The 21,244-nt window shown below is 69.2% G+C and carries 17 protein-coding genes; 14 read left to right on the top strand and 3 right to left on the bottom strand.

Annotation, left to right across the window (positions count from 1 at the left end):
* Positions 1–26 precede the first annotated feature (26 nt).
* From DELCS14_RS11925 to DELCS14_RS11940, 4 genes are all read left to right on the top strand, one after another.
* Positions 27–1,178 (top strand): porin, encoded by a 1,152-nt coding sequence (locus DELCS14_RS11925; RefSeq protein ID WP_013801828.1) that lies wholly within the window; start codon positions 27–29, stop codon positions 1,176–1,178.
* A 10-nt stretch (positions 1,179–1,188) separates the two neighbouring features.
* The gene (locus DELCS14_RS11930) at positions 1,189–2,247 is read left to right on the top strand and encodes a Gfo/Idh/MocA family oxidoreductase (protein WP_013801829.1); all 1,059 of its coding nucleotides are present in this window, start codon (positions 1,189–1,191) and stop codon (positions 2,245–2,247) included.
* Positions 2,248–2,303: 56 nt separating this feature from the next.
* Complete coding sequence (gene aroQ / locus DELCS14_RS11935) at positions 2,304–2,741, top strand: type II 3-dehydroquinate dehydratase (RefSeq protein WP_013801830.1); 438 nt, start codon at positions 2,304–2,306, stop codon at positions 2,739–2,741.
* A gap of 84 nt (positions 2,742–2,825) precedes the next feature.
* On the top strand, positions 2,826–4,085 hold the full coding sequence (locus tag DELCS14_RS11940) for an MFS transporter (protein ID WP_013801831.1): 1,260 nt from the start codon (positions 2,826–2,828) through the stop codon (positions 4,083–4,085).
* Between the two features lie 6 nt (positions 4,086–4,091).
* Here DELCS14_RS11940 and DELCS14_RS11945 read toward each other — a convergent pair whose 3' ends face one another.
* Positions 4,092–4,748: a GntR family transcriptional regulator gene (locus tag DELCS14_RS11945; protein WP_012206234.1), complete on the bottom strand. Its 657-nt coding sequence runs from the start codon at positions 4,746–4,748 to the stop codon at positions 4,092–4,094.
* A gap of 188 nt (positions 4,749–4,936) precedes the next feature.
* Between DELCS14_RS11945 and DELCS14_RS11950 the strand changes: the two genes are divergently transcribed.
* The 3 genes from DELCS14_RS11950 to DELCS14_RS11960 are packed head-to-tail and all read left to right on the top strand — an operon-like array spanning position 4,937 to position 7,564.
* Positions 4,937–5,815 carry an NAD(P)-dependent oxidoreductase gene (locus DELCS14_RS11950; protein WP_083829078.1) on the top strand — a complete coding sequence of 293 codons (879 nt, stop codon included), beginning with the start codon at positions 4,937–4,939 and terminating at the stop codon, positions 5,813–5,815.
* A 47-nt stretch (positions 5,816–5,862) separates the two neighbouring features.
* Complete coding sequence (locus tag DELCS14_RS11955) at positions 5,863–6,849, top strand: tripartite tricarboxylate transporter substrate binding protein (protein ID WP_013801833.1); 987 nt, start codon at positions 5,863–5,865, stop codon at positions 6,847–6,849.
* Between the two features lie 40 nt (positions 6,850–6,889).
* On the top strand, positions 6,890–7,564 hold the full coding sequence (locus DELCS14_RS11960; protein WP_013801834.1) for an RraA family protein: 675 nt from the start codon (positions 6,890–6,892) through the stop codon (positions 7,562–7,564).
* Positions 7,565–7,619: 55 nt separating this feature from the next.
* Here DELCS14_RS11960 and DELCS14_RS11965 read toward each other — a convergent pair whose 3' ends face one another.
* A complete protein-coding gene (locus DELCS14_RS11965; protein ID WP_013801835.1) occupies positions 7,620–7,958 on the bottom strand; it encodes a DUF6616 family protein in 339 nt (112 codons plus the stop codon).
* 145 nt (positions 7,959–8,103) lie between these two features.
* Here DELCS14_RS11965 and DELCS14_RS11970 point away from each other — a divergent pair, with 145 nt between their 5' ends.
* From DELCS14_RS11970 to DELCS14_RS11990, 5 genes are all read left to right on the top strand, one after another.
* Positions 8,104–9,219, top strand: a complete 1,116-nt coding sequence (locus tag DELCS14_RS11970; RefSeq protein WP_013801836.1) for a saccharopine dehydrogenase NADP-binding domain-containing protein — start codon at positions 8,104–8,106, stop codon at positions 9,217–9,219.
* A complete protein-coding gene (locus DELCS14_RS11975) occupies positions 9,216–9,791 on the top strand; it encodes a DUF4166 domain-containing protein (protein ID WP_043796013.1) in 576 nt (191 codons plus the stop codon). Before DELCS14_RS11970 ends, DELCS14_RS11975 begins: the two co-directional genes overlap by 4 nt.
* Positions 9,788–10,177 (top strand): thiol-disulfide oxidoreductase DCC family protein, encoded by a 390-nt coding sequence (locus tag DELCS14_RS11980; RefSeq protein ID WP_013801838.1) that lies wholly within the window; start codon positions 9,788–9,790, stop codon positions 10,175–10,177. Before DELCS14_RS11975 ends, DELCS14_RS11980 begins: the two co-directional genes overlap by 4 nt.
* A 116-nt stretch (positions 10,178–10,293) precedes the next feature.
* A complete protein-coding gene (locus DELCS14_RS11985) occupies positions 10,294–11,790 on the top strand; it encodes a leucyl aminopeptidase family protein (protein ID WP_043796016.1) in 1,497 nt (498 codons plus the stop codon).
* A 115-nt stretch (positions 11,791–11,905) separates the two neighbouring features.
* The gene (locus DELCS14_RS11990) at positions 11,906–13,576 is read left to right on the top strand and encodes an ABC transporter substrate-binding protein (protein WP_013801840.1); all 1,671 of its coding nucleotides are present in this window, start codon (positions 11,906–11,908) and stop codon (positions 13,574–13,576) included.
* Positions 13,577–13,578: 2 nt separating this feature from the next.
* On the opposite strand, the gene dmeF is transcribed toward DELCS14_RS11990, so the two are convergent.
* Complete coding sequence (gene dmeF, locus DELCS14_RS11995; RefSeq protein WP_013801841.1) at positions 13,579–14,622, bottom strand: CDF family Co(II)/Ni(II) efflux transporter DmeF; 1,044 nt, start codon at positions 14,620–14,622, stop codon at positions 13,579–13,581.
* 45 nt (positions 14,623–14,667) lie between these two features.
* Here dmeF and DELCS14_RS12000 point away from each other — a divergent pair, with 45 nt between their 5' ends.
* Together DELCS14_RS12000 and DELCS14_RS12005 are read left to right on the top strand one after the other, a co-directional pair.
* Complete coding sequence (locus DELCS14_RS12000; RefSeq protein ID WP_172642953.1) at positions 14,668–14,943, top strand: metal/formaldehyde-sensitive transcriptional repressor; 276 nt, start codon at positions 14,668–14,670, stop codon at positions 14,941–14,943.
* 197 nt (positions 14,944–15,140) lie between these two features.
* Complete coding sequence (locus DELCS14_RS12005) at positions 15,141–21,179, top strand: DUF4011 domain-containing protein (RefSeq protein WP_013801843.1); 6,039 nt, start codon at positions 15,141–15,143, stop codon at positions 21,177–21,179.
* Positions 21,180–21,244 lie beyond the last annotated feature (65 nt).

Consider the following 21,244-nt stretch of genomic DNA (forward strand, 5'->3'; position numbering starts at 1 on the left):
TTTTTCACAGAGAAGGAGACAAGACCATGCAACAGCAAATGCACCAGACACCGCGAGTGCCGCAGCGCGGAGCCCTTCGCATCCTGGCCCTGACCACCGTGCTGGGCGCCTGGGGCGCGGGTGCCCAAGCCCAGTCCTCGGTCACCATCTACGGCAGCGTGGACCAGTACATCAACCACATGCGCAGCAGCTCGGGCGCATCCATGACCACGCTGGAGGACGGCGCCCTGCTGCGCAGCCGCCTGGGCTTTCGCGGGCAGGAAGACCTGGGTGGCGGCCTGTACGCGAAGTTCCAGCTGGAGATGGGCATCAACGCCGACAACGGCACGCAGGCCGACAGCACGCGCGGCTTCGACCGCCAAAGCTGGGTGGGTCTGGGCGGCGGCTGGGGCGAGGTGCGGCTGGGCCGGCAGAACACGGTGATCTTCGGGCGCGGCGACTACATCGACTTCACCTCGCGCACGTTGGGATCGATGGTCAACAACTTCGGCGTGCCCTCGCGCTTCGACAACGACATCTCCTACACCTCGCCGCGCATGGCCGGCTTCCTGTTCGAGGCCCACTACGCCATGGCCGAGACCGGTGCTCCAGCGCGCCAGGCCATCTACCAGCTGGGCCTGGACTACCTGAACGCCCCCTACCGCGTCGGCTATGCAGGCCTGTATGCGCGTGCGCCGCAGAGCGCGGCCTATACCGATGCGGTCCGCTACGACAACCTCTACGCCAACTACGACTACGGCAAGGGCAAGGTCCAGCTGGCCTTTGTGCGGTCCAACAACAGCACGGCGGGCTCGGCGGGCAACAACACGGGCACGGTGCTGGGCAATGTGGGCGGGCTGGTGGCGGGCACGAATGCCGATGTGCGCCGCTTCTACCGCGTCTGGCAGCTGTCGGCCGACTACCGCGTGACGCCGCAGCTGCGCGTGGGCGCACTGTGGGGCCGCATACAGGATGGCTCGGACAGCGGGCGCGGCGCATCGGGCGGCGCGGTCGCGGCCTACTACGACCTGTCCAAGCGCACCATGCTCTACGCGGTGGCCGAGCAGTTGAAGAACGACCGCAATGCGGGCTTCCGGCTGGCGGCCTCGGGCGGCATGAAGCCCAACTTCACATCGGCTGACGACGTCAACGGCCGCACCATCAAGGGCGTGCAGCTGGGCGTGCTGCACCGCTTCTGAGGGGCATGCCATGGCACAGCTGCACCCGCTTCGCATTGCGGTGGCCGGCGCCGGCGCGATCGGCCAGGCGCATATCGCCGCCATCGGGGCCCAAGCGGATTGCCGCCTGTCCGCCATCGTGGACCCGGCGCCCGCAGCCCGGGAGCTTGCCCAAAGGGCCGGAGTGCCGCTGTGGCGCGACCTGGGCGAGCTGATCGCCCATGACCGGCCCGACGCCGTGGTGCTGGCCACGCCCAACCGCCTGCATGCCCCGCAGGCGGCGCAGTGCATGCATGCGCGCCTGCCCATCCTGCTGGAAAAGCCCGTCACCTCCACCGTGGCCGAGGCGCAGCGCCTGGCCGCGCTGGCCGAGCGCAGCGGCGCCCGCGTGCTGGTGGGCCACCACCGCGCCCACAGCCCGATCATGGCGCGGGCCGCAGCCCTCATCGCCCAGGGGCGGCTGGGCCGCCTGGTGGCCATGACCGGCGCGGCCCTGTTCTACAAGCCGGACGCCTATTTCGAGGAAGGCCCCTGGCGCCGCGAGGCCGGGGGCGGCCCCATCCTGCTCAACATGATCCACGAGGTCCACAACCTGCGCATGCTGTGCGGCGACATCGTGGCCGTGCAGGCCTTCGCCTCGCATGCCACGCGCGGTTTTGCCGTGGAAGACACGGTGGCCATCAACCTGCGCTTTGCCAGCGGTGCGCTGGGCAGCTTTGTGCTTTCGGACACGGCCGCCAGCGCGCGCAGCTGGGAGCAGACCTCGCAGGAGAACAAGGCCTATGCCAGCTATGAGGACGAAGACTGCTACCTGGTGGCGGGCACCTTCGGCTCGCTGGCCATACCGAGCATGCGGCTGAAGACCTATGCATCGGCCGAGCAGCGCTCCTGGAATGAGCCCTTCGACCTGGATGTGGCCGCCGTGGAGCGCGAAGACCCGCTGGTGCGCCAGATGGCGCATTTCGCGCAGGTGGCGCGCGGCCTGGCGCAGCCCCTGGTCAGCGTGCACGATGGCCTGCGCAACCTGCAGATCACCGAGGCCATTGCAGAGGCTGCCCGCATGGGCGCCGCCATCGACACCACGGCGTGACCCGGGAACCACCGGCGCGCCATCCTCCATCCATGACATCAAGCCACGGAGCCTCCATGAAAAAGATCCTGATGCTGCACGGCATCAACCACAACATGTTCGGCCAGCGCGACCCCGCCCAATACGGCACGGTCACGCTGGCCGAGATCGACGCCTCGCTGCGCAGCCTGGGCAGCCAGCTGGGCTGCGAGGTAGACAGCTTCCAGACCAATTGCGAAGGCGCCATGTGCGATCGCATCCACCAGGGCTTTCGGGACGGCGTCGACGGCGTGCTCATCAACGCCGGCGCCTGGACGCACTACAGCTACGGCATCCGCGACGCGCTGGCCATGCTCACCGTGCCCGTGGTGGAGATCCACATGAGCAACATCCATGCGCGCGAGCCCTTTCGCCACCACTCGGTGTTTGCCGACATCGTCCGGGGCCAGATCTGCGGCTTCGGCGCGGACAGCTATCTGCTGGGCCTGCGGGCCGTGCTGTCCGCCGTCGCATAGGATGCATGGCGCGCAACTGGCCATGTATCGTCCTTCGAACTCCCTCGCTCGACGCGCCGCATGCCGTGACCAGGCTTCATTGAGATGAACTTCGCCGATCCCGGCCCGCGCCGCTCCGTTTCCTTTCTCCTGCTGCTGCCGCTGCCGCTGCTGCTGGCCGCGCAGCCGGTCGCCACCGATGGCTATCTGCCGGCGTTGCCCGAGATCGCGCGCGACCTGGGCTCGGCCAGCAGCAGCCTGACCGTGTTCATGCTGGCCTTCGGTGTCGCCCAACTGGTGTGCGGACCGCTGGCCGACCGCTTCGGGCGCCGGCCCGTTCTGCTGACGGGTTTGGCCTGCTACACGGCAGCGGCGGCAGGCTGTGCGCTGGCGGGCAGCGCGGACGCACTGGTGGCCTGGCGCGCCGTGCAGGGCGCGGCCATGGCGGCCATCCTGGTGTGCGCACGGGCTGCGGTGCGCGACCTGTATCCGGCCCATGAAGGGCCGCGCATCATGGCCCGCGGCCTGATGGGCCTGGGGCTGGTGGCCCTGGTGGCGCCGATTGCCGGTGCATGGGGCGTCCAGGCCACCGGCTGGCGCTGGGTGCTGGTGGCGATGGGCGTCTACTCGCTGGCTTTGCTGGCACTGTGCTGGCGCACTTTCAGCGAGACGCGGCAAGTGCCAGCGGAGTCTGCCCCGGTCCTCGCATCCGTACCCGTATCCGTATCCGCTGGCGGTGTGCGCCAGGTGATCGCCGACCCCGGCTTTTGCGCCTGGACGGCACTGGCCGCAGCCACCTACGGCGGCATCTTCTGCTTTTTGCTGCTGTCGCCGATGGTGTACGTCGACCTGTTCGGCCTGTCGCCCGTGCTCTACGGCTGGATTCCAGCGGGCGGCTCGCTGGTCTACATCCTGGGCATCACATGGTGCCGGCGCCTGCTGTCGCGCCACGGGCCGGTGCGCACGGTGCAGCTGGGCGCTACGCTCAGTCTGCTGGGGCCGTGCATCCAGATCGCCGACTGCGTGCTGGCGCCGACCTCGCCCTTTCCACTGCTGCTGGGGCACGCGGTGTATGCACTGGGCCATGGCCTGCACCAGCCTTGCGGCCAGGCGGGCGCGGTGGGTGGCCTGCCGCCGCAGCTGGCCGGGCGGGCCGTGTCGTGTTCGGGCTTTGCGATCATGTGCGTGGCCTTCTGCGCCGGCCAGCTGGCGGCGCAATTTGTCGATCCGACGATGCGCCACGGTGCCTGGCCGATGGTGTTGCCCATGGCGCTGGCAGGCGTTGTGCTGGTTCTCATTGCCTTTGTCTGGCTGCCGTGGCTGTACCGGGTGCCGTCAGCGCAAAGGGTTCAGCCCCGGTCATGACACCGTTCACGCATCCGCGCGGTATTCCCCCCGATGCTTCATGAACCGGTGGTAGGACATGCGCAGGTGCAGCTGCATCACCTGGCGTGCCAGCTCCCCATCCCTGGCACGTATGGCGATCACCAGGTCGCAGTGGTGGTGCAGGCTTTGCACCAGCTCTTCGGGCGTGTAGATGTAGAACGACCGCTTGATGATCGGCATGTCGATCATCGTCGCCAGCATGGTCTTGAGGCGCGGCGAGCCCGATGCCTCGATCAGCGCGTGGTGAAAATCCCGGTTGGCTGACTGCACCTCGCCAATGCCGTCGTGGCCAGCGGCAATGCCGGCCTCCATGCGCTGGTTGCTGGCCTCCAGCTCATCGGCCAGCCCCTCGCCGCCGCGTGTGGCCGCGAGGAATGAGGCGTACGGCTCCAGCAGCATGCGCAGCTGGAAGGTCTCCTCCACATCCCAATCGCTCCACTCCGACACGCGGATACCCTGGCCCGCGCCATCGGTGGCCAGGCCATCTTCCACCAGGCGGTGCAGCGCGTTGCGCACCGGCGTGCGGCTCAGCCCCAGGTCGCGGGCAATGGGCTCCTCCTTGAGCTGTTCGCCGGGTCGGTAGTGGCCGCCGATGAGCCGCTGCCGCAGAACCTCGTACGCCTTGTCTTTCACGTTTTGCACTGTGTTTGCACCAGGTGGGTGGGGATGGTGCGCCGATTCTAGGTGACCACGGAGGGACTCGCTGCGCTGCGCTCCATCTGGAAAAATACAAAACAAGTACAAATATCCGCAGTTCTACGGGAAATCTCTATGATTGGATAGCGGGTGCGCTCCATAGACTGCGCTCAATGTTTTAAATTTGTACTTTTATGAAGTTCGCAGTACTGGGTGGTGGAATGGTCGGCGCCTGCTATATGCAGGCCTTTGTGGAGCAGGGGCACAGCCTGGTGGGCCTGTGCGACCTGCAGCCCAACGCTGCGGTGGCCGACGCCGTGCAGGCCGCTGGCGCGCAGGTGCATACCGCGCCCGGTGCCTGGCTGGCCGAGGCCGACGTGGTGGTGAGCGCCGTGTTCGGCACCGTGGCGCGCAGCCTGTTCGAGGCCTGCCTGCCCCATCTGCGCGATGGCGTGGTCTATGTGGACATGACCACGGCCGACCCGCAGGAGATGCGCGAATGCGGCGAGCTGGCCCGGCGCGTCGCCCAGGGCAGGGCGGTGCACTTCGTGGACGTGGCCATCACCGGCGCGGTCAACCTGGGCGGCAGCAAGACGCCGCTGCTCGTGGCCGGTGGCAAGGCCGGTTTTGTACAGGAATTGTTCTTGCCCCTTGGCGGCTTCGTTCGCGTGGTGGGCGGACAGCCGGGCGATGCCGCCGCGCTCAAGCTCCTGCGCAGCATCTACACCAAGGGGACCGAGGCGCTGGCCGTGGAGTGCCTGGTGACGGCCCAGCAGATGGGCCTGCGCGAGCAGCTGCATGCCGTGCTGCAGGACATCGACGAGACACCGCTGCGCACGCTGATGGAGTCCATGGTGCGCACGCACATCCCGCATTCCGCGCGCCGCCGCAACGAGGTGGCCGAGGCCCGGCAGCAGATGGCCCGCAACGGCCTGGCGCCCATCGCCTCGCCCGCCGTCGAGGCGCTGTTCGCCGCCACGGCCCGGGCGCATGCGGTGCAGCCCTTCACCGGCACCTCCACCGACGAGGCCATCGATTGGCTGGGCAGCCACGTGCTCGCCAGCCAAGCCTGATCAACGTACCCCTGCGCCAACCGACACCACCAAAGGAGACATCCGCAATGACGACCCCGACCCGACGCCGCCTGGCCCTCGCCGGCCTGCTGGCACTGACCGCTGCCGCCATGGCCCCGGCCCATGCCCAGGGCACCTATCCGCAGCGGCCCATCAGGTTCATCGTGCCCTTTCCGGCCGGTGGCGGCACCGACAACCTCACGCGGCTGGTCGGCACCAAGCTCACCGAGGCCCATGGGTGGGCCATCGTGGTGGAGAACAAGCCCGGTGCCGGTGGCAACCTGGCTCTGGACCAGGTGGCCAAGGCCCCCGCCGACGGCCTGACCCTGGTGATGGCTCAGACCGACAACGTGGTGCTCAACCCGCTGCTGTACTCCAAGCTCACCTACAACCCCGACAAGGACCTGCGCGCCGTGGCCCTGGTCGCAGCCGGCCCGGCCGTGCTCGTGGTGAATGCCGATTCGCCGTACAAGTCCCTGGACGACATCGTCCAGGCGGCGAAGAAGAACCCCGGGCGCCTGAGCTTTGCCACGCCGGGCACCGGCACCATTTCGCACCTCATCAGCGAGGCCTGGCAGAAAAGCTCGAATGTGAAGCTCACCCACGTGCCGTTTCGCGGCATGGCGCAGGCCATGCCCGACCTGCTGGGCGGACGCATCGACATGTACATGGGCTCCGTCCCCACGCTGCTGTCGCACATCCAGTCGGGCAAGGTGCGCGCCATTGGCGTGACCACCGCGAGCCGCTCCAAGCTGCTGCCCGACGTGCCGACCTACACCGAATCCGGCATCAAGGGCGTGGAGCTGGCCAGCGTGTGGGGCGTGATGGCCCCGGCCGGCACCTCCGACGCCATCGTCAAGCAGCTCAACGAAGCCATCAACAAGGTGGTGAACGCACCCGACACGGCCAGGAAGATCGCCGACTCCGGCGCCGAACTCATCACCGGCACACCGCAGGACATGGCCAGGCTCTACGCCAGCGACCGCGCACGCCTGGCACCCATCGTCAAGAGCTCTGGCACCACGCTTGATTGAGCGGCACGGCTTTCATTCCATCCACTCTGAGAATCACACCATGATCGGTCTTCAAATTCTGAAGCGGCAGCGCGCTGTCAGCCTCGATATTGCCAGGCGCTATCTCGACGTGCCTGTTGCCAACGTCAGCGACTGCATGGCCCGCATGACGGCCGGCGGCGCGCGGTTGCGCCCCATGCACGGCGGCGGGCGCATGGCCGGCCCCGCGTTGACTATCAAGACACGCCCGGGCGACAACCTCATGCTCCACAAGGCACTTCAACTGGCCAGCCCAGGTGACGTGATCGTGGTGGATGCGGGCGGCGACCTCACCAACGCACTCATCGGAGAAATCATGGTCGGAGACGCCATGCGTCGCCAGCTGGGCGGGATCGTGATCAATGGCGCGATCCGGGACGCGGCATGGATTCGTGCTGGCAGCTTCCCGGTATTCGCCGCGGGCGTCACTCACCGCGGACCCTACAAGGACGGCCCGGGCGAGATCAATGTGCCTATCGCCATCGATGGCATGGTGATCGAGCCCGGTGACCTCATGATTGGCGATGACGATGGCTTGCTGTGCGTACCGCATGCGCAGGCGCAGGCCCTGCTGGATGCAGCACACGGAAAGCAGGTCGTTGAGGCCGGGATGGTGGCCGACATCGCTGCCGGTACCTACAGCGCGCCATGGATAGACGAGACGCTCAAGCGTCTGGGGTGCCCGATTCAGCCGTAGCGCCGGCGCGGCATCACCCATACAGCACCCATCCAGCACCCATGGCCCGTCCGCCTCAGGCCTCGGCCAGCGCCTTCAGATGGCTTTCAAGGCCACCCGTGCCGCTGGCCGCGTTCACATGGTCGAAGTAGCCGTACCAGCCGCTGGCCTTGATGCCCGCCAGCAGGGCATCGCGCGCGGCGGTATCGGGAAAGCGCCAGATGCCCAGGAAGCGGTGGGGGCTGGCCTGGTCCAGGTCGCGCTCGGTCTCGGCCAGGGCCAGCACCTGCACGCCCATGGCAGCCAGGCCGCCCATGGCGCTGGCAACCGCGTCCAGAAACTGCTGACGCTGCGCGGCGGGCAGGGCCAGCCAGGCGGGGTTGGGGGAATAGAGCTCGACCAGATAGTGGGACATGGTGTTTCCTGGGGTTGAGGCGCTGTGCGCCAGGTGTGGTGTCGGCATATTGTATGGTGGCTAACCATATATTTTCCTGATGAAACACCTTGGAGGGAAATGCTGCCACCGCCGTCCTGGCGACCGGTCGGCCCTACACTGGCGCATGCACGAATTCAGGGTGATGGTTGTCGGGGGATATGGCTTTTTCGGCAGCCGGCTGGTGCGCCGGCTGGCACGGCAGAAGGCGCTGCACATCGTGGTGGTGGGCCGCTCGGGCGCCAAGGCACAGGCCTTGGTCGATGCGCTTTTGCCCGATGCCCATGCCGGGCTGTCCGCCGTGGCGGTGGACGCCATGGACCCGGGGCTGCAGGCCCGGCTCCAGGAGCATGGCATCCATCTCCTCATCCATACCTCAGGCCCTTTCCAGGGGCAGGACCATCGCGTGGCACAGGCCTGCGCCCATGCGGGCGTGCACTACGTGGACCTGGCCGATGGCCGCGACTTCGTCGGCGGCATCACCGCCCTGCAAGCCGCTGCGCTGGCCCGGGGCGTGCTGCTGACCAGCGGGGCCAGTTCCGTCCCCGCACTGTCCACGGCGGTGGCCGATCGGCTGGCAGGCGGCATGGCCTGCGTGGATTCCATCGACATAGGCATCAGCCCCGGCAACCGCACGGAGCGCGGCCTGTCCACGGTGGCCGGCATCCTGAGCTACTGCGGCAAGCGCCTCGCGTCCGCTGGCCCGCAGCCGGTGTTCGGCTGGTCGGGCAGCTGGCGCCACCGCTATCCCGAGCCTGTGGGGGCGCGGCTGCTGTCGCCCTGCGATGTGCCTGATCTGGTACTGCTGGCACCCCGGTATGCGGGCAAGCCTGGCGTGCGTTTTGGCGCGGGGCTGGAGTTGGCATTTCTGCACAGGGGCATGAATGCCATGGCCTGGCTGGCGCGCCTGGGCCTGGTGCGCGACTGGTCGGTGCACGCCGCGTGGCTCAAGCGCGCGGCGGACTGCTTCAAGGACTGGGGCAGCGATGCGGGTGCCATGCATGTGTGCGTGCGTGGGCGGGACGCACAGGGCTTCGTGCAGGAGCGCCTCTGGGTGCTGGTCGCCGGGTCGGGCGACGGCCCCTATGTGCCCACGCTTGCCGCCTCGGCCCTGGCGCGGAAGCTGGCGGCAGGCCAACTGCCCGCCGTGGGCGCCATGCCCTGCATGGGCCTGCTGACCCTGGAGGATTTCGAGCAGGAGGCCCGTGGCCTGGACATCCGCATGAGGGAGATCCATCCATGAGCCGGAGGCTGTCCATGTACGAGCAGGCCATGGGCGAGCGCTTTGCTCGGCTGGACCCCGCCGTGCAGGCCTTCCACCGCCTGACGGGCCGCCATGAGCTCCATGGCTGGGTCCGCACCCAGGCGCCGCAGTCCCTGGCGGCCCGGCTGCTGGCGCTGTGTCTGGGCACGCCGCTGCGCGCCAGCGAGGGGCCCATCCGCTTCGCGCTGCATGCCCAGCCCCAGGGTGAGGTCTGGACCCGCCACTTTCCCGCGCAGACCATGCGTTCCAGCCTGCGCCTGCAGGACGGGCAGATCATCGAATCCCTGGGCGCAGCGCGGCTGAGCTTCGGGTTGGAGGCCGATGGCAATCGGCTGGTGATGCGCCTGCGTAAGTTGCGCTTTCTGGGCATGGCCTGCCCGGCCTGGCTGGAGCCGCGCATCGTGGCCGAGGAGCGCGGAGAGGGGGATCGCCTGCATTTCCACATCGAGGCAGCCGTGCCCTGGGTGGGCGTGGTCGCCAGCTACAGCGGGCATCTGCAATTGCCCACGGTGCGGCAAGACACTTCAGTGCCCAAGGAGGGCGAATCATGATTGTGGTGTTCGACGGCCAATGCCTGCTGTGCAATGGCTGGGTGCAGTTTCTGCTGAGGCACGACAGGCGCGGCAGGTTCCGCTTTGCCTCCATCCAGGGCGAGGCCGGCGGCAGGATGCTGGCCGATGCAGGCCTGCGGGTCGAAGGTCTGCAGACGCTGCTGCTGGTGGATGGGGACCGTTCCTGGCAGCACACGGACGCCATCCTGCGCGTGCTCCATGGCCTGGGCTGGCCCTGGCGGCTGGCATGGGCGGCGTGGCTGATTCCCCGCCCCCTGCGCGATGGGCTGTACCGCTGGCTGGCCCGCAACCGCTACCGCTGGTTTGGCCGCAGCGCGCAGTGCATGGTGCCCGATCCGCAGGTGGCCGCGCGCTTTCTGGACTGAGCGGCTGCGGCCCGCCTGCACGCAGACGTCCACTAATCATTTCTGCTTTGCATATGCGGCAGGCGTGTTTGCGCCAAGCGGAGTCGGCCCTTAGGCTGGCGCGCTTTGCCAGCACCATGTCCAGCCCTGCCACAAGCTCCCCTTCCCAATCCGGCGCATTCGCCACTTCCCCCCAACCCGCCACGGCGTTGTACCGTGCCACGCCAGCCACCCTGGCGGCCGCGCTGGAGCAACTGCCCCCGGCCCAGGCCCGATGGGCGCGCGCCGCAGGCTTTGATGCGCAGCCGGGCCGCATCCTGCTGTTGCCCGGCATGCAGGCTGAAGTGCAGAGGGAAGGGCAGAGCGAGGGCGCTGCCCTCGCTGGCGTGCTGGTCGGCGTGGACCCGGACCAGCCGCTGTGGCAGCTGGCCGGCCTGCCGGCTGCGCTGCCGCCCGGCACCTATGCGCTCGCCGATGCGGATGAGGCTCAGAGGCCGCATCTGCTCCTGGGCTGGGCACTGGGCGCGCTGCCGTCGACCCGCCAGGCGCGGCAGTCGGATGCGGCAACCGCTCCATCACTCGCTCTATCACTCGCTCGGTTGGTGGCAAGCCCCGATGAGCAGGCCGCCGTCGCGCCAATGGCCGCCGCCATTGGCGCGGTGCGGCGGCTGGTCAACCTGCCTGCCAACCAGCTGGGTCCCGAACAGCTGGCCCAGGCCGTGGCCGACCTGGCCGCGCGCCATGGCGCGCGCTACCGGCAATGGGTGGGCGACGAGCTGCCCGCCGCAGGCTTTGCCCTGGTGCACGCCGTGGGCCGGGCGGCGTCCCAGGCGGCCCAGGCGCCGCGCGTGGCCGAGCTGACCTGGGGCGATGCCGCGCTGCCCCATGTGGTGCTCATCGGCAAGGGCGTGTGCTTTGACTCCGGCGGGCTGGACCTCAAGCCCGCCGCAGGCATGCGCTGGATGAAGAAGGACATGGGCGGCGCCGCACACGCCCTGGCCCTGGCCGATCTGCTGATGCAGGCAGGCCTGCCCATCCACCTGAAGCTGCTGGTGCCTGCGGTGGAGAACGCCGTGGGTGCCGGTGCGCTGCGGCCCGGCGACATCATCGAGGCCGGTGACGGCCGGCGCGTGGAGATCGAGAACACCGATGCCGAAGGCCGGCTCCTGCTGGCCGATGCGCTGCACCACGCCATTCGCAGCGCGCCCACGCCGCCCGCGCTGCTGATCGACCTGGCCACGCTCACGGGCGCTGCGCGCACGGCGCTGGGGCCGGACCTGCCTGCGCTGTTCAGCAACCATGACGGCTGGGCCGATGAGCTGCTGGCCCAGGGCCGCGCGCAGGCCGACCCGCTGTGGCGCCTGCCCCTGTGGGCGCCGTACCGCCGCATGCTCCGCTCCGACCAGGCCGACCTGCTCAACGCCGCCAGCACGCCGCAGGGCGGCGCCATCACGGCTGCGCTGTTTCTGGAGAGCTTTGTGCCGCCCGAGCTGCCCTGGCTGCACCTGGACCTGTTCGCCTGGAATCTGGAGGAGCGCCCCGGCCGTCCCAGGGGCGGCGAGGCCCAGGGCCTGCGCGCGCTGTACGCCCTGCTGTCGCAGCACTTTGCATCTGCGCGCAGCGCATTTGCATAGGCGCAATCGGGCTTTGCGGCGGGCTGGTGGCTCCACACAATCGGCCGTCTGGTGCAGCCGGCGCGGCACCCGCCGCCGCCTTTCTGCGATCTTGTTCCGGCTGCCAGGACACTTCATGACCCAAAGACGCTTCCTGCCTCGCCTTTCCTTGCTGCGCACCCACTTGCGCACCCTGCGAACTTCCGCACTGCTTCCCGCCCTGGCCGCAGCCCTGCTGTGCGCACCGCCCGCCCAGGCCGAAACCCTGCGCTGGGCGCGCTCCACCGACGCATCCACGCTGGACCCGCATGCGCTGAACAACGGCCCCAACCACAACCTGCTGCACCAGATCTACGAGCCGCTGATCATCCGCACGGCCGATGGCAAGCTGCTGCCCACCCTGGCCACGTCCTGGGCGCTGACTGCCGACCCCTCGGTCTGGGAGTTCAAGCTGCGCAAGGGCGTGAAGTTTCATGACGGGAGCCTGTTCACGGCCGACGACGTGCTGTTCTCGCTGCGCCGCGCGCGCTCGGCCACCTCGGACATGCGATCGCTGCTGACCTCGATCACCGACGTGACCAAGGTCGATGCCTTCACCGTGCACATCAGGACCAACGGGCCCAACCCGCTGCTGCCGGCCAGCCTCATCAACATCCAGATCCTGAGCGCCGCCTGGGCCAAGGCCCACGGCGCGGAGCAGCCACAGAACGCGCTGGCCAAGGAAGAGAACTATGCCACGCGCAACGCCAACGGCACGGGGCCCTACGTCATCGCCTCGCGCGAGCAGGACACGCGCACCGTGCTGCGGCAGTTTCCCGGCTACTGGGGCAAGGGGCTGTTCCCGCTGGAGATCGACGAACTGGTCTACCTGCCCATCAAGTCCCAGGCCACGCGCGTGGCGGCGCTGCTGTCGGGCGAGGTGGACTTCGTGCAGGACCTGCCCATCCAGGACATTGCGCGCCTGAGCGCCGACCCGCGCTTTCGCATCAACCAGGCGGCCGAGAACCGCACCATCTTCCTGGGCCTGAACGTGGGCGCCGCCCCGCTGTCGCATTCCGATGTGAAGGACAAGAACCCCCTGGCCGACCTGCGCGTGCGCCAGGCCTTCCAGCTGGCCATCGACCGGCAGGCCATACAGCGCGCCGTGATGCGCGGCCTGTCCGTGCCCACCAACATCATTGCGCCGCCCTTTGTGCACGGCTACGAGAAATCCTTTGGCGCCGTGGGCAAGGCCGACCTTGTCCAGGCCAGGAAACTGCTGGCCGACGCCGGCTACCCCAACGGCTTCGGCATCACCCTGCATTGCACGAACGACCGCTACCTGAACGACGAGGCCATCTGCCAGGCCATCGCCGGCTTTCTGGGCCGCATCGGCGTGAAGACCGCCGTGTCGTCGCGGCCGCTGGCCATCCAGACGGCGGCCATCAACAACCAGGAAACGGATTTCTACCTCTACGGCTGGGGCGTGCCCACTTATGACTCGGCCTATGTCTTCGACTACCTGGTGCACACGCGCGGCAAGAACGGCAGGGGCAACACCAATGCCACGCGCTACAGCAATGCCGAGCTGGACAGCCAGATCGTCTCCCTGGCCTCCGAGGGCGATGCGCGCAAGCGCGACGCCACCATCCACTCCATCTGGAGCACGGTGCAAAAGGAGCTGATCTACCTGCCGCTGCACGACCAGATCCAGACCTATGCCATGGTGCGCAAGTTCGACATCCCGGTGAATCCCTCGAACACGCCGTACTTCAAGCTGTTCAAGCAGCCCGGTGCGCGCCAGGCTGCGGTGGCTGGCGCGCAATAGGCTCAGTGTGTCGCAGCCGGCTGCGGCCGGTTGACCTCCACCGTGACGTGGACCAGTTCCTCGTGCACGCCCAGCAACTGGCGCACGGCATCGGGGTCCACGCCTGCGGGCGCGTCCAGCGCCACGATGCAGGCGTAGCGCGCCTTGCCCACGCGCCAGACATGCAGGTCGGAGATCTGTGCGGCAAACGGCGCCTGGGCGATGGCCTCACGCACCTCGCGGACCACGGGGGCGTGCATCTCGGCGTCCAGCAGCACGCGGCTGCTGTCGCGCAGCAGGCCCAGGGCCCATGCCGCCACCAGCACGGCGCCGGCCAGGCCCATGGCCGGGTCCAGCCATCCCAGGCCCCAGGCCATGCCGCCGAACAGGGCGGCGATGGCCATCACCGAGGTGGCGGCATCGGCCAGCACATGCAGGTAGGCCGAGCGCAGGTTGAGATCGCCGTGGTCGTCATGGTCACCGTGGTCGCCGTGGTCGCCGTGATGGCGGTCGCCCGCGTGGCCGCCGTGCGCATGCCTGCCGTGCCCGTGGGGATGTCCGTGGTAGTGACCGTGACCATGGTGATGCCCGTGCCCGCCCTTCAGCAGCCAGGCGCAGACCAAGTTGACCAGCAGGCCCAGCGCGGCCACGCCCAGTGCCTGCTCGTAGTGGATGGGCGAGGGCGAGAACAGGCGCTGCACCGACTGCCAGGCCATGCCGCCCGCCACCAGCAGCAGCAAGATGGCGCTGGTGTAGCCGGCCAACACCTCGATCTTCCAGGTGCCGAAGGCAAAGCGCGTATCGCCCGCCAATCTGCGCGCGGCCGCATAGGCGCCAGCTGAGAGCCCCAGCGCCAGCGCGTGCGATCCCATGTGCCAGCCATCGGCCAGCAGCGCCATGGAGTTGAATCCGTACCCGCCTGCGATCTCCCCGACCATCATGGCCGCCGTCAGCCCCGCAGCCAGCATGGCACGGCGCTCGCCCAGCGGGTTGCCTTCGTCGAAACGGTGTGAATGCTGCCTGGGGCTGGCGCCGCCAGCGGTCGAGAGGGATGGAATGCTGCGCATGCAGATACTGTACCCCAGTATATGCAGGCGCCTAGAATGGCCCTCATGGCACATACGATTCAGAACAAGAAGCGCTTGCTCACGCGCATCCGCCGCATCCAGGGCCAGGCCCAGGCGCTGGAGCGCGCGCTCGAGGCCGAGCACGACTGCGCGGCCATCCTCCAGCAACTGGCAGCCGTGCGCGGCGCCGTCAACGGCATGATCTTCGAGGTGCTCGAGGGCCATGTGCGCACCCATCTGGTCGATGGCACGGCCGGCGGCCAGGCCCGTGATGACGACGTGGACCTGGTGCTGTCGGTGATGCGCTCGTACATGAAGTGATTGATGAAGTGATGGCCGGCCCTGCGGATTGGCGCTCTCGGCGCGGTTTCCTGCTCTCATTTTTTGCAAACAGTGACCCCTGAAAACCGCCCATCTCGGACACGGCGCCCCATTCGCAGCGGACAATCGTCGGGCCAGGAATATGACGGGATTTCGACAGTTCCCGCCGCCTGCTGGCCAGCCAAGGACTACCGCGCATGACAGAAGACCTCCGCCGAGATTCCCCCGCAGATGCCGCCCCCGCCGCCGCCCAGGCGCCGCAGACGGCCACGCAGCTGCGCATCGGCACCGTCGCCAAGCTCAATCTCGCCGACTTTCAGAACGCCGTGCCCGCGCTGCTGGAGCTGGCCATCGTCAACGAGGGCGAGCTGCCGCTGCAGGCGCTGAGCCTGCACCTGGCCTCGGAGCCTGCCTTCATCAAGCCGCGCACCTGGCGCCTGGAGTCGGTGGCCGCGCACAGCACCTATGCGCTGACCGACCTGGATGTGGCGCTGGACGGCGCCTTGCTCTCGCGCCTGACCGAGGCCGAGCCCGCCGTGCTGCGGCTGGAGCTGCGCAGCGGCCAGCCGGCAGAGACGGTGCTGGCCCGGCACGAACACCCGCTGGAACTGCTGGCACGCAACCAGTGGGGCGGCCTGGGGCATTTGCCCGAGATGGTGACTGCCTTCGTGCAACCCAACGATCCGGCCGTGGACCGCATCCTCAAGGGCGCGGCGCAGGCGCTGGAGGCGGCGGGCAAGTCCGGCGCCATCAACGGCTATGAACAGGGACCGCAGCGGGCCTGGGAACTGGCCTCGGCCATCTGGACTTCCGTGCTCCAGAAGAAACTCAACTACGCGCTGCCGCCGGCCAGCTTCGAGCATGCGGGCCAGAAGATACGCGGCGCTACCCAGGTGCTGGATGCGGGCCTGGCCACCTGCCTGGACCTGACGCTGCTGTTCGCCTCCTGCCTGGAGCAGGCGCACCTGAACCCGCTGCTGGTCTTCACGCGCGGCCATGCCTTCGTGGGCCTGTGGCTGGGCAGGCAGGAATTCTCGACCGCCGTGGTCGATGACATCACGGCCGTGCGCAAGCGGCTCAAGCTGCAGGAGCTGGTGGTCTTCGAGACCACGCTGGCCGCGCAAGGCCAGGCCGTGGCCTTCAGCCAGGCCATTGCCCAGGGCGCGCGCCAACTGGCCGAAGAGCATGAGGACCAGTTCGAGCTGCTGGTGGACGTGCGGCGCGCGCGCATGCAGCGCATCCGCCCGCTGGCGCTGGCCCAACCCCAGGACGCCGCGCCCGAGGCCGGGGAAGGCCAGGCCGAGCCCCGACTCACCGTGGAGCCGCCGCCCGAACTCCTGTCGCAGGCACAGACACGCGAAGTGCCCACCTCCCAGCTCGATCCCAAGGACAGGCTGGCGCGCTGGCAGCGCCGGCTGCTGGACCTGTCGCTGCGCAATGCGCTGCTCAACTTCAAGCCCGGCAAGAAATCGCTGCTGCTGCAGGTGGCCGCGCCCGCGCTGGAGGACACGCTGGCCCGGGGCCAGGTGCTCAAGCTGCTGCCCAGCCCCGAGCTCATGCAGGGCAAGGACCCGCGCAGCCAGCCATTGCACGAGGCGCGCAGCCTGGAAGACCTGCGCGGCGCGCACGCCGAAGAGGCGCTGCAGCGGCGCGAGGTCTTCATCGACCTGGAGCCGCTGGAGCTGGACAGCCGCTTTGTGGAGCTGTTTCGCGGCGCGCGCAACGCGCTGCAGGAAGGCGGCGCCAACACCTTGTTCGTGGCCCTGGGCTTTCTGGTCTGGAGCCGGCCAGACAAGCCCGATGTGCGCGTGCGCGCGCCGCTGATCCTGCTGCCCGTCACGCTGGAGCGCAAGAGCGCGCGCTCGGGCTTCACGCTGCAGGCGCATGAGGACGAGCCGCGTTTCAACCCCACGCTGGTCGAGATGCTGCGCCAGGACTTCCAGCTGGAGCTGGGCGTGCCCGCAGGCGACCTGCCGCGCGACGAAGCCGGGCTGGACATCACCGGCATCTGGGCCCGCGTGCGCGAGGCGATCAAGGACGTACGCGGCTGGGAGGTCAGCGAGGACGTGGTGCTGTCCATGTTCTCCTTCGCCAAGTACCTGATGTGGAAGGACCTGGCCGAGCGCGCCGACCAGCTGCGCAGCTCGCCCGTGGTCGCCCACCTGATCGACACGCCGCGCGAACCCTATCGCTCGGAGATCGCCTTTCCCGACACGCGGCGGCTGGACCAGGAGTTCGCGCCGCAGCAGGTCTTCAGCCCGCTGCCGGCCGATTCATCGCAGCTGTCGGCCGTGATGGCTGCTGCGCGCGGCAAGGACTTCGTGCTCATCGGCCCGCCGGGCACGGGCAAGAGCCAGACCATTGCCAACCTGATCGCGCAGTGCCTGGCCGAGGACAAGCGCGTGCTCTTCGTGGCCGAGAAAATCGCCGCGCTGGACGTGGTCTACCGCCGCCTGCGCGAAGTGGGCCTGGGCGAGTTCTGCCTGGAGCTGCACTCCAACAAGAGCCGCAAGCTCGACGTGCTGGGCCAGCTGCAGAAATCCTGGGACTCGCATGGCCAGGTGGATGCCGAGGCCTGGGCCGCCAAGGCCAGCCAGCTCGGCCGCCTGCGCGAGCAGCTGTCGGCCTATGTGGAGCGCCTGCACCGGCGCCACGCCAACGGCTGGACCATCTACCGCGCCATTGGCGCCGTGGCCGGTGGCGAGGCGCTGCCGCGCCTGGGATTTCACTGGCCCACGCCCCAGGCCCATGACGAAGCGGGCCTGGCCCTTTTGCGCGAGACTGCGGGCCGCCTGCAGGCCAATGCCCAGGCCGTGGGCGCGCAGCATCTGAAGGACGGGCCGCTGGCCACGGTGCAGGCCAGCGACTGGTCCGTGCGCTGGCAGCAGCAGATGGTGGATGCCGCCCAGGCGCTGCACGATGCAGGCCAGGGCTTTGCCGAGGCGGCGCAGCAGCTGGGCCGGCTGCTGCGCATCGAGTGGCCGGCGCTGGGGCGCCAGGCGCGCTCGGCGCTGGGCGTGATCGCGCGCGCGCTGCCGGCGGCCGCAGGCCGCAACCTGGCTTTCTGCGTGCTGCCTGACGGCTCGCGCATTGGCGAATCCCTGCAATCGGGCCTGCAGCTGCTGGCGCAGCACGGTGATCTGTCCGCACAGATTCCGGCGCCCTGGCCGGTCGAGCTGCAGACGCGCCTGGCCCAGGCGCTGGACCTGCTGGCGCAGCGCCGGCGCCTGCAGGCCGGGCTGGGCACGCCCTGGCCCGTGGCCTTGGGCGACGAGCTGGAGCGCGGCCTGCAGTGCATCGACGAGATCGCGGCGCTGCGCCAGGGCCTGTCCGTCAAGTACGGCGCGGGCGTGGGCCAGCTCAATGTCTCGCAGCTGCAGCGCGAATGGGCCAGGGCCGGCAAGTCCTTGTGGCCGCTGTCCTGGCTGGGCCGGCGCAAGGTGCGCGCGGCGCTGGAGGCCACCATCGAAGGCGCGGGCGAGCCGCGCGTGGCCGATGACCTGGCCGCCCTGGTGCGCATCCGGGGCCTGCGCGAGGAACTGGACCAGATCCAGCCCGGCGCCGCAGCCGACGGCCTGTGGGCTGGACACCGCACGCGCACCGACCATGCGCGCAGCGCCTTGAAGGCCAATGCGGCCCTGCTGGCCGCGCGCGCGCAGAAATCCTTCTCGCTCGATGGACTGGAGGCCGTGGCCGAAGGCCATGGCGGCGAGCGCTGGGCGGCCGAAGTGCAGCGCCTGCAGGCCCTGTACCAGATCGACCGCCAGCTCGATGGCTACCTGCCGCTGGCCGATGCCAGCCACGGCCTGTGGCGCGGCCTGGAAACCGATGCCCAGGCCTTGCAGGACGCGCTGGCCTTCGAGCGCGAGCGCCTGCAACTGACGCGGCGCGGCGGCCTGATGGCCTCGCACGCCGCCGTGGCCCAGGGCCGCTGTGGAGCGGCACTGCAGCAGGCCCATGCGCAGCTGGCGGCCCGCAGCGCCATCGAGGAACAGCTGCTGGCGCTGGACGATCTGGGCTTGCGCTGCCCCGGCGTCTGGGACGGCCTGGACACGCGCCCGCAAGCCGTGGAGCATGCGCTGCGCCTGCAGGGATCGCTGCAGGCAGGGCTGACCGGGCTGGGCTGGCAGGAGGCCGAACTGGCCCAGGCACGCCAGGCGCTGCACCAGGTGCTGGCCTTGCGCAGCGCCGAGCTGGGCGAGGGCGCCGCGGTCGGCATGGCCTGCCAGCAGTTGCTGGACAGCCTGGCCGGCCTGCACGCGGCCATAGATCCCTTCAGCGCGGCGGCAGCCCATGGCGAGCCGCAGCAGCGTGCCCTGGCACAGCGCACGGCCGAGCAGCTGGCGGCCACGGCGGGCGGCGTGCTGGCCGGGCAAGGCGGCCTGCATGCCTGGTGCGCCTGGCGCAATGCCCAGGCCTCGGCCCGCGCGGGCGGGCTGGGTGCGCTGGCCGACGCCATCGAGTCCGGCAGCCTGGAACCGGCCCAGGCACCCCAGGCCTTCGAGGTCAACTACGCGCGCTGGTGGCTGGCGCTGGCCGTGGACGAGGACGAGGTGCTCAAGCGCTTCGTCTCTGCCGAGCATGAGCGGCGCATTGCCGACTTCCGCGCGCTGGACGATGAATTCACCTCGGTCACGCGCCAGTGGATACGCGCGCGGCTGTGCGCGGGCCTGCCGTCGGCCGACAGCATCCAGCGCAACAGCGAGTGGGGCATTCTGCGGCGCGAGATCACCAAGAAGCGCCAGCACCTGCCGCTGCGCCAGCTGCTGGAGCAGATCCCCTCGGCCGTGCTGCGCCTGACGCCCTGCCTGCTGATGAGCCCGCTGTCCATTGCCCAGTACCTGAGCGCCGAGACCAGCAACTTCGACATCGTCATCTTCGACGAGGCCTCGCAGATCCCCGTCTGGGACGCCATCGGCGCCATGGCGCGTGCCAGGCAGGTGGTCATGGTGGGCGACCCCAAGCAGCTGCCGCCCACCAGCTTCTTCGGCCGCGCCGACACCTCCGACACCTTCGACGACGACACGCAGGGCGTGGAAGGCGACATGGAAAGCATCCTGGACGAATGCCTGGGCGCCAGCCTGCCCACGCGCAACCTGTCGTGGCACTACCGCTCGCGCCATGAAAGCCTGATCGCCTTCAGCAACCACCGTTACTACGGCGGCGGGCTGGTGACCTTTCCCTCGCCCGTCACCGATGACCGCGCCGTCAGCTTCCACGCCGTGCAGGGCCGCTATGAGAAGGGTGGCGCCCGCATCAACCAGCCCGAGGCCAAGGCCCTGGTGGCCGACCTGGTGGCGCGGCTGCAGTCGCCGGGGTTTGCGCAGTCGGGTGCCACCATCGGCGTGGTCACCTTCAACTCCGAGCAGCAAAGCCTGATCGAGGATTTGCTGGACGAGGAGCGCCGCAAGGACCCGGGGCTGGAGCCGTTTTTCTCCGATGCGCTGCTGGAGCCCGTCTTCGTCAAGAACCTGGAAAGCGTGCAGGGCGACGAGCGGGACATCATGTACTTTTCCATCACCTACGGGCCCGATATCTCGGGCGCGGTGTCCATGAACTTCGGCCCGCTCAACCGCGACGGCGGCGAGCGGCGGCTGAACGTGGCGGTGACGCGCGCGCGGCAGGAGCTGCGCATCTTCTCCAGCCTGCGCGGCGAGCAGATGGACCTGTCGCGCACCCAGGCGGCGGGCGTGCGCGACCTCAAGCACTTCCTGGAATTTGCCGAGCGCGGCCCGCGCGCGCTGGCCGAGTCGCACCATGGCAGCCAGGGCGATTTCGACAGCCCGTTCGAGGCCAGCGTGGCCCAGGCGCTGGAGCGCAAGGGCTGGCGCGTGCACACGCAGATCGGCGCATCCTCATTCCGCGTGGACCTGGGCGTGGTGCACCCGGACCATGCGGGCAGCTACCTGGCGGGCGTGGAGTGCGACGGCGCCACCTACCACCGCTCGGCCACGGCGCGCGACCGCGACAAGCTGCGCGAGCAGGTGCTGCGCGGCCTGGGCTGGCAGATATTGCGCATCTGGTCCACGGACTGGTGGGTCAACCCGGGCGGCACGCTGGAGCGCATCCACGCGGCGCTGACCGCGCTGCTCGAGCAGGACCGGCGCAAGCGTGCGGCCGAGGTTGCCGAGGTGCCGCAGGCGGCTGCAGTCGCCGGGGCAGAGCCAGCGCCAGCGCCAGAGACGCCTGAGGCGTCCGAGGCATCCGTGGAGGACGGCGAGGCGCATAAGGTCTGAAAGTCGGCCGTGCGCATGAAATGGGCACTTGCTGAAGCCAGAGACACCAAGGAAGGGCCGCCCCC

It is taken from the genome of Delftia sp. Cs1-4, assembly GCF_000214395.1.
Lineage (GTDB): Bacteria > Pseudomonadota > Gammaproteobacteria > Burkholderiales > Burkholderiaceae_C > Comamonas > Comamonas acidovorans.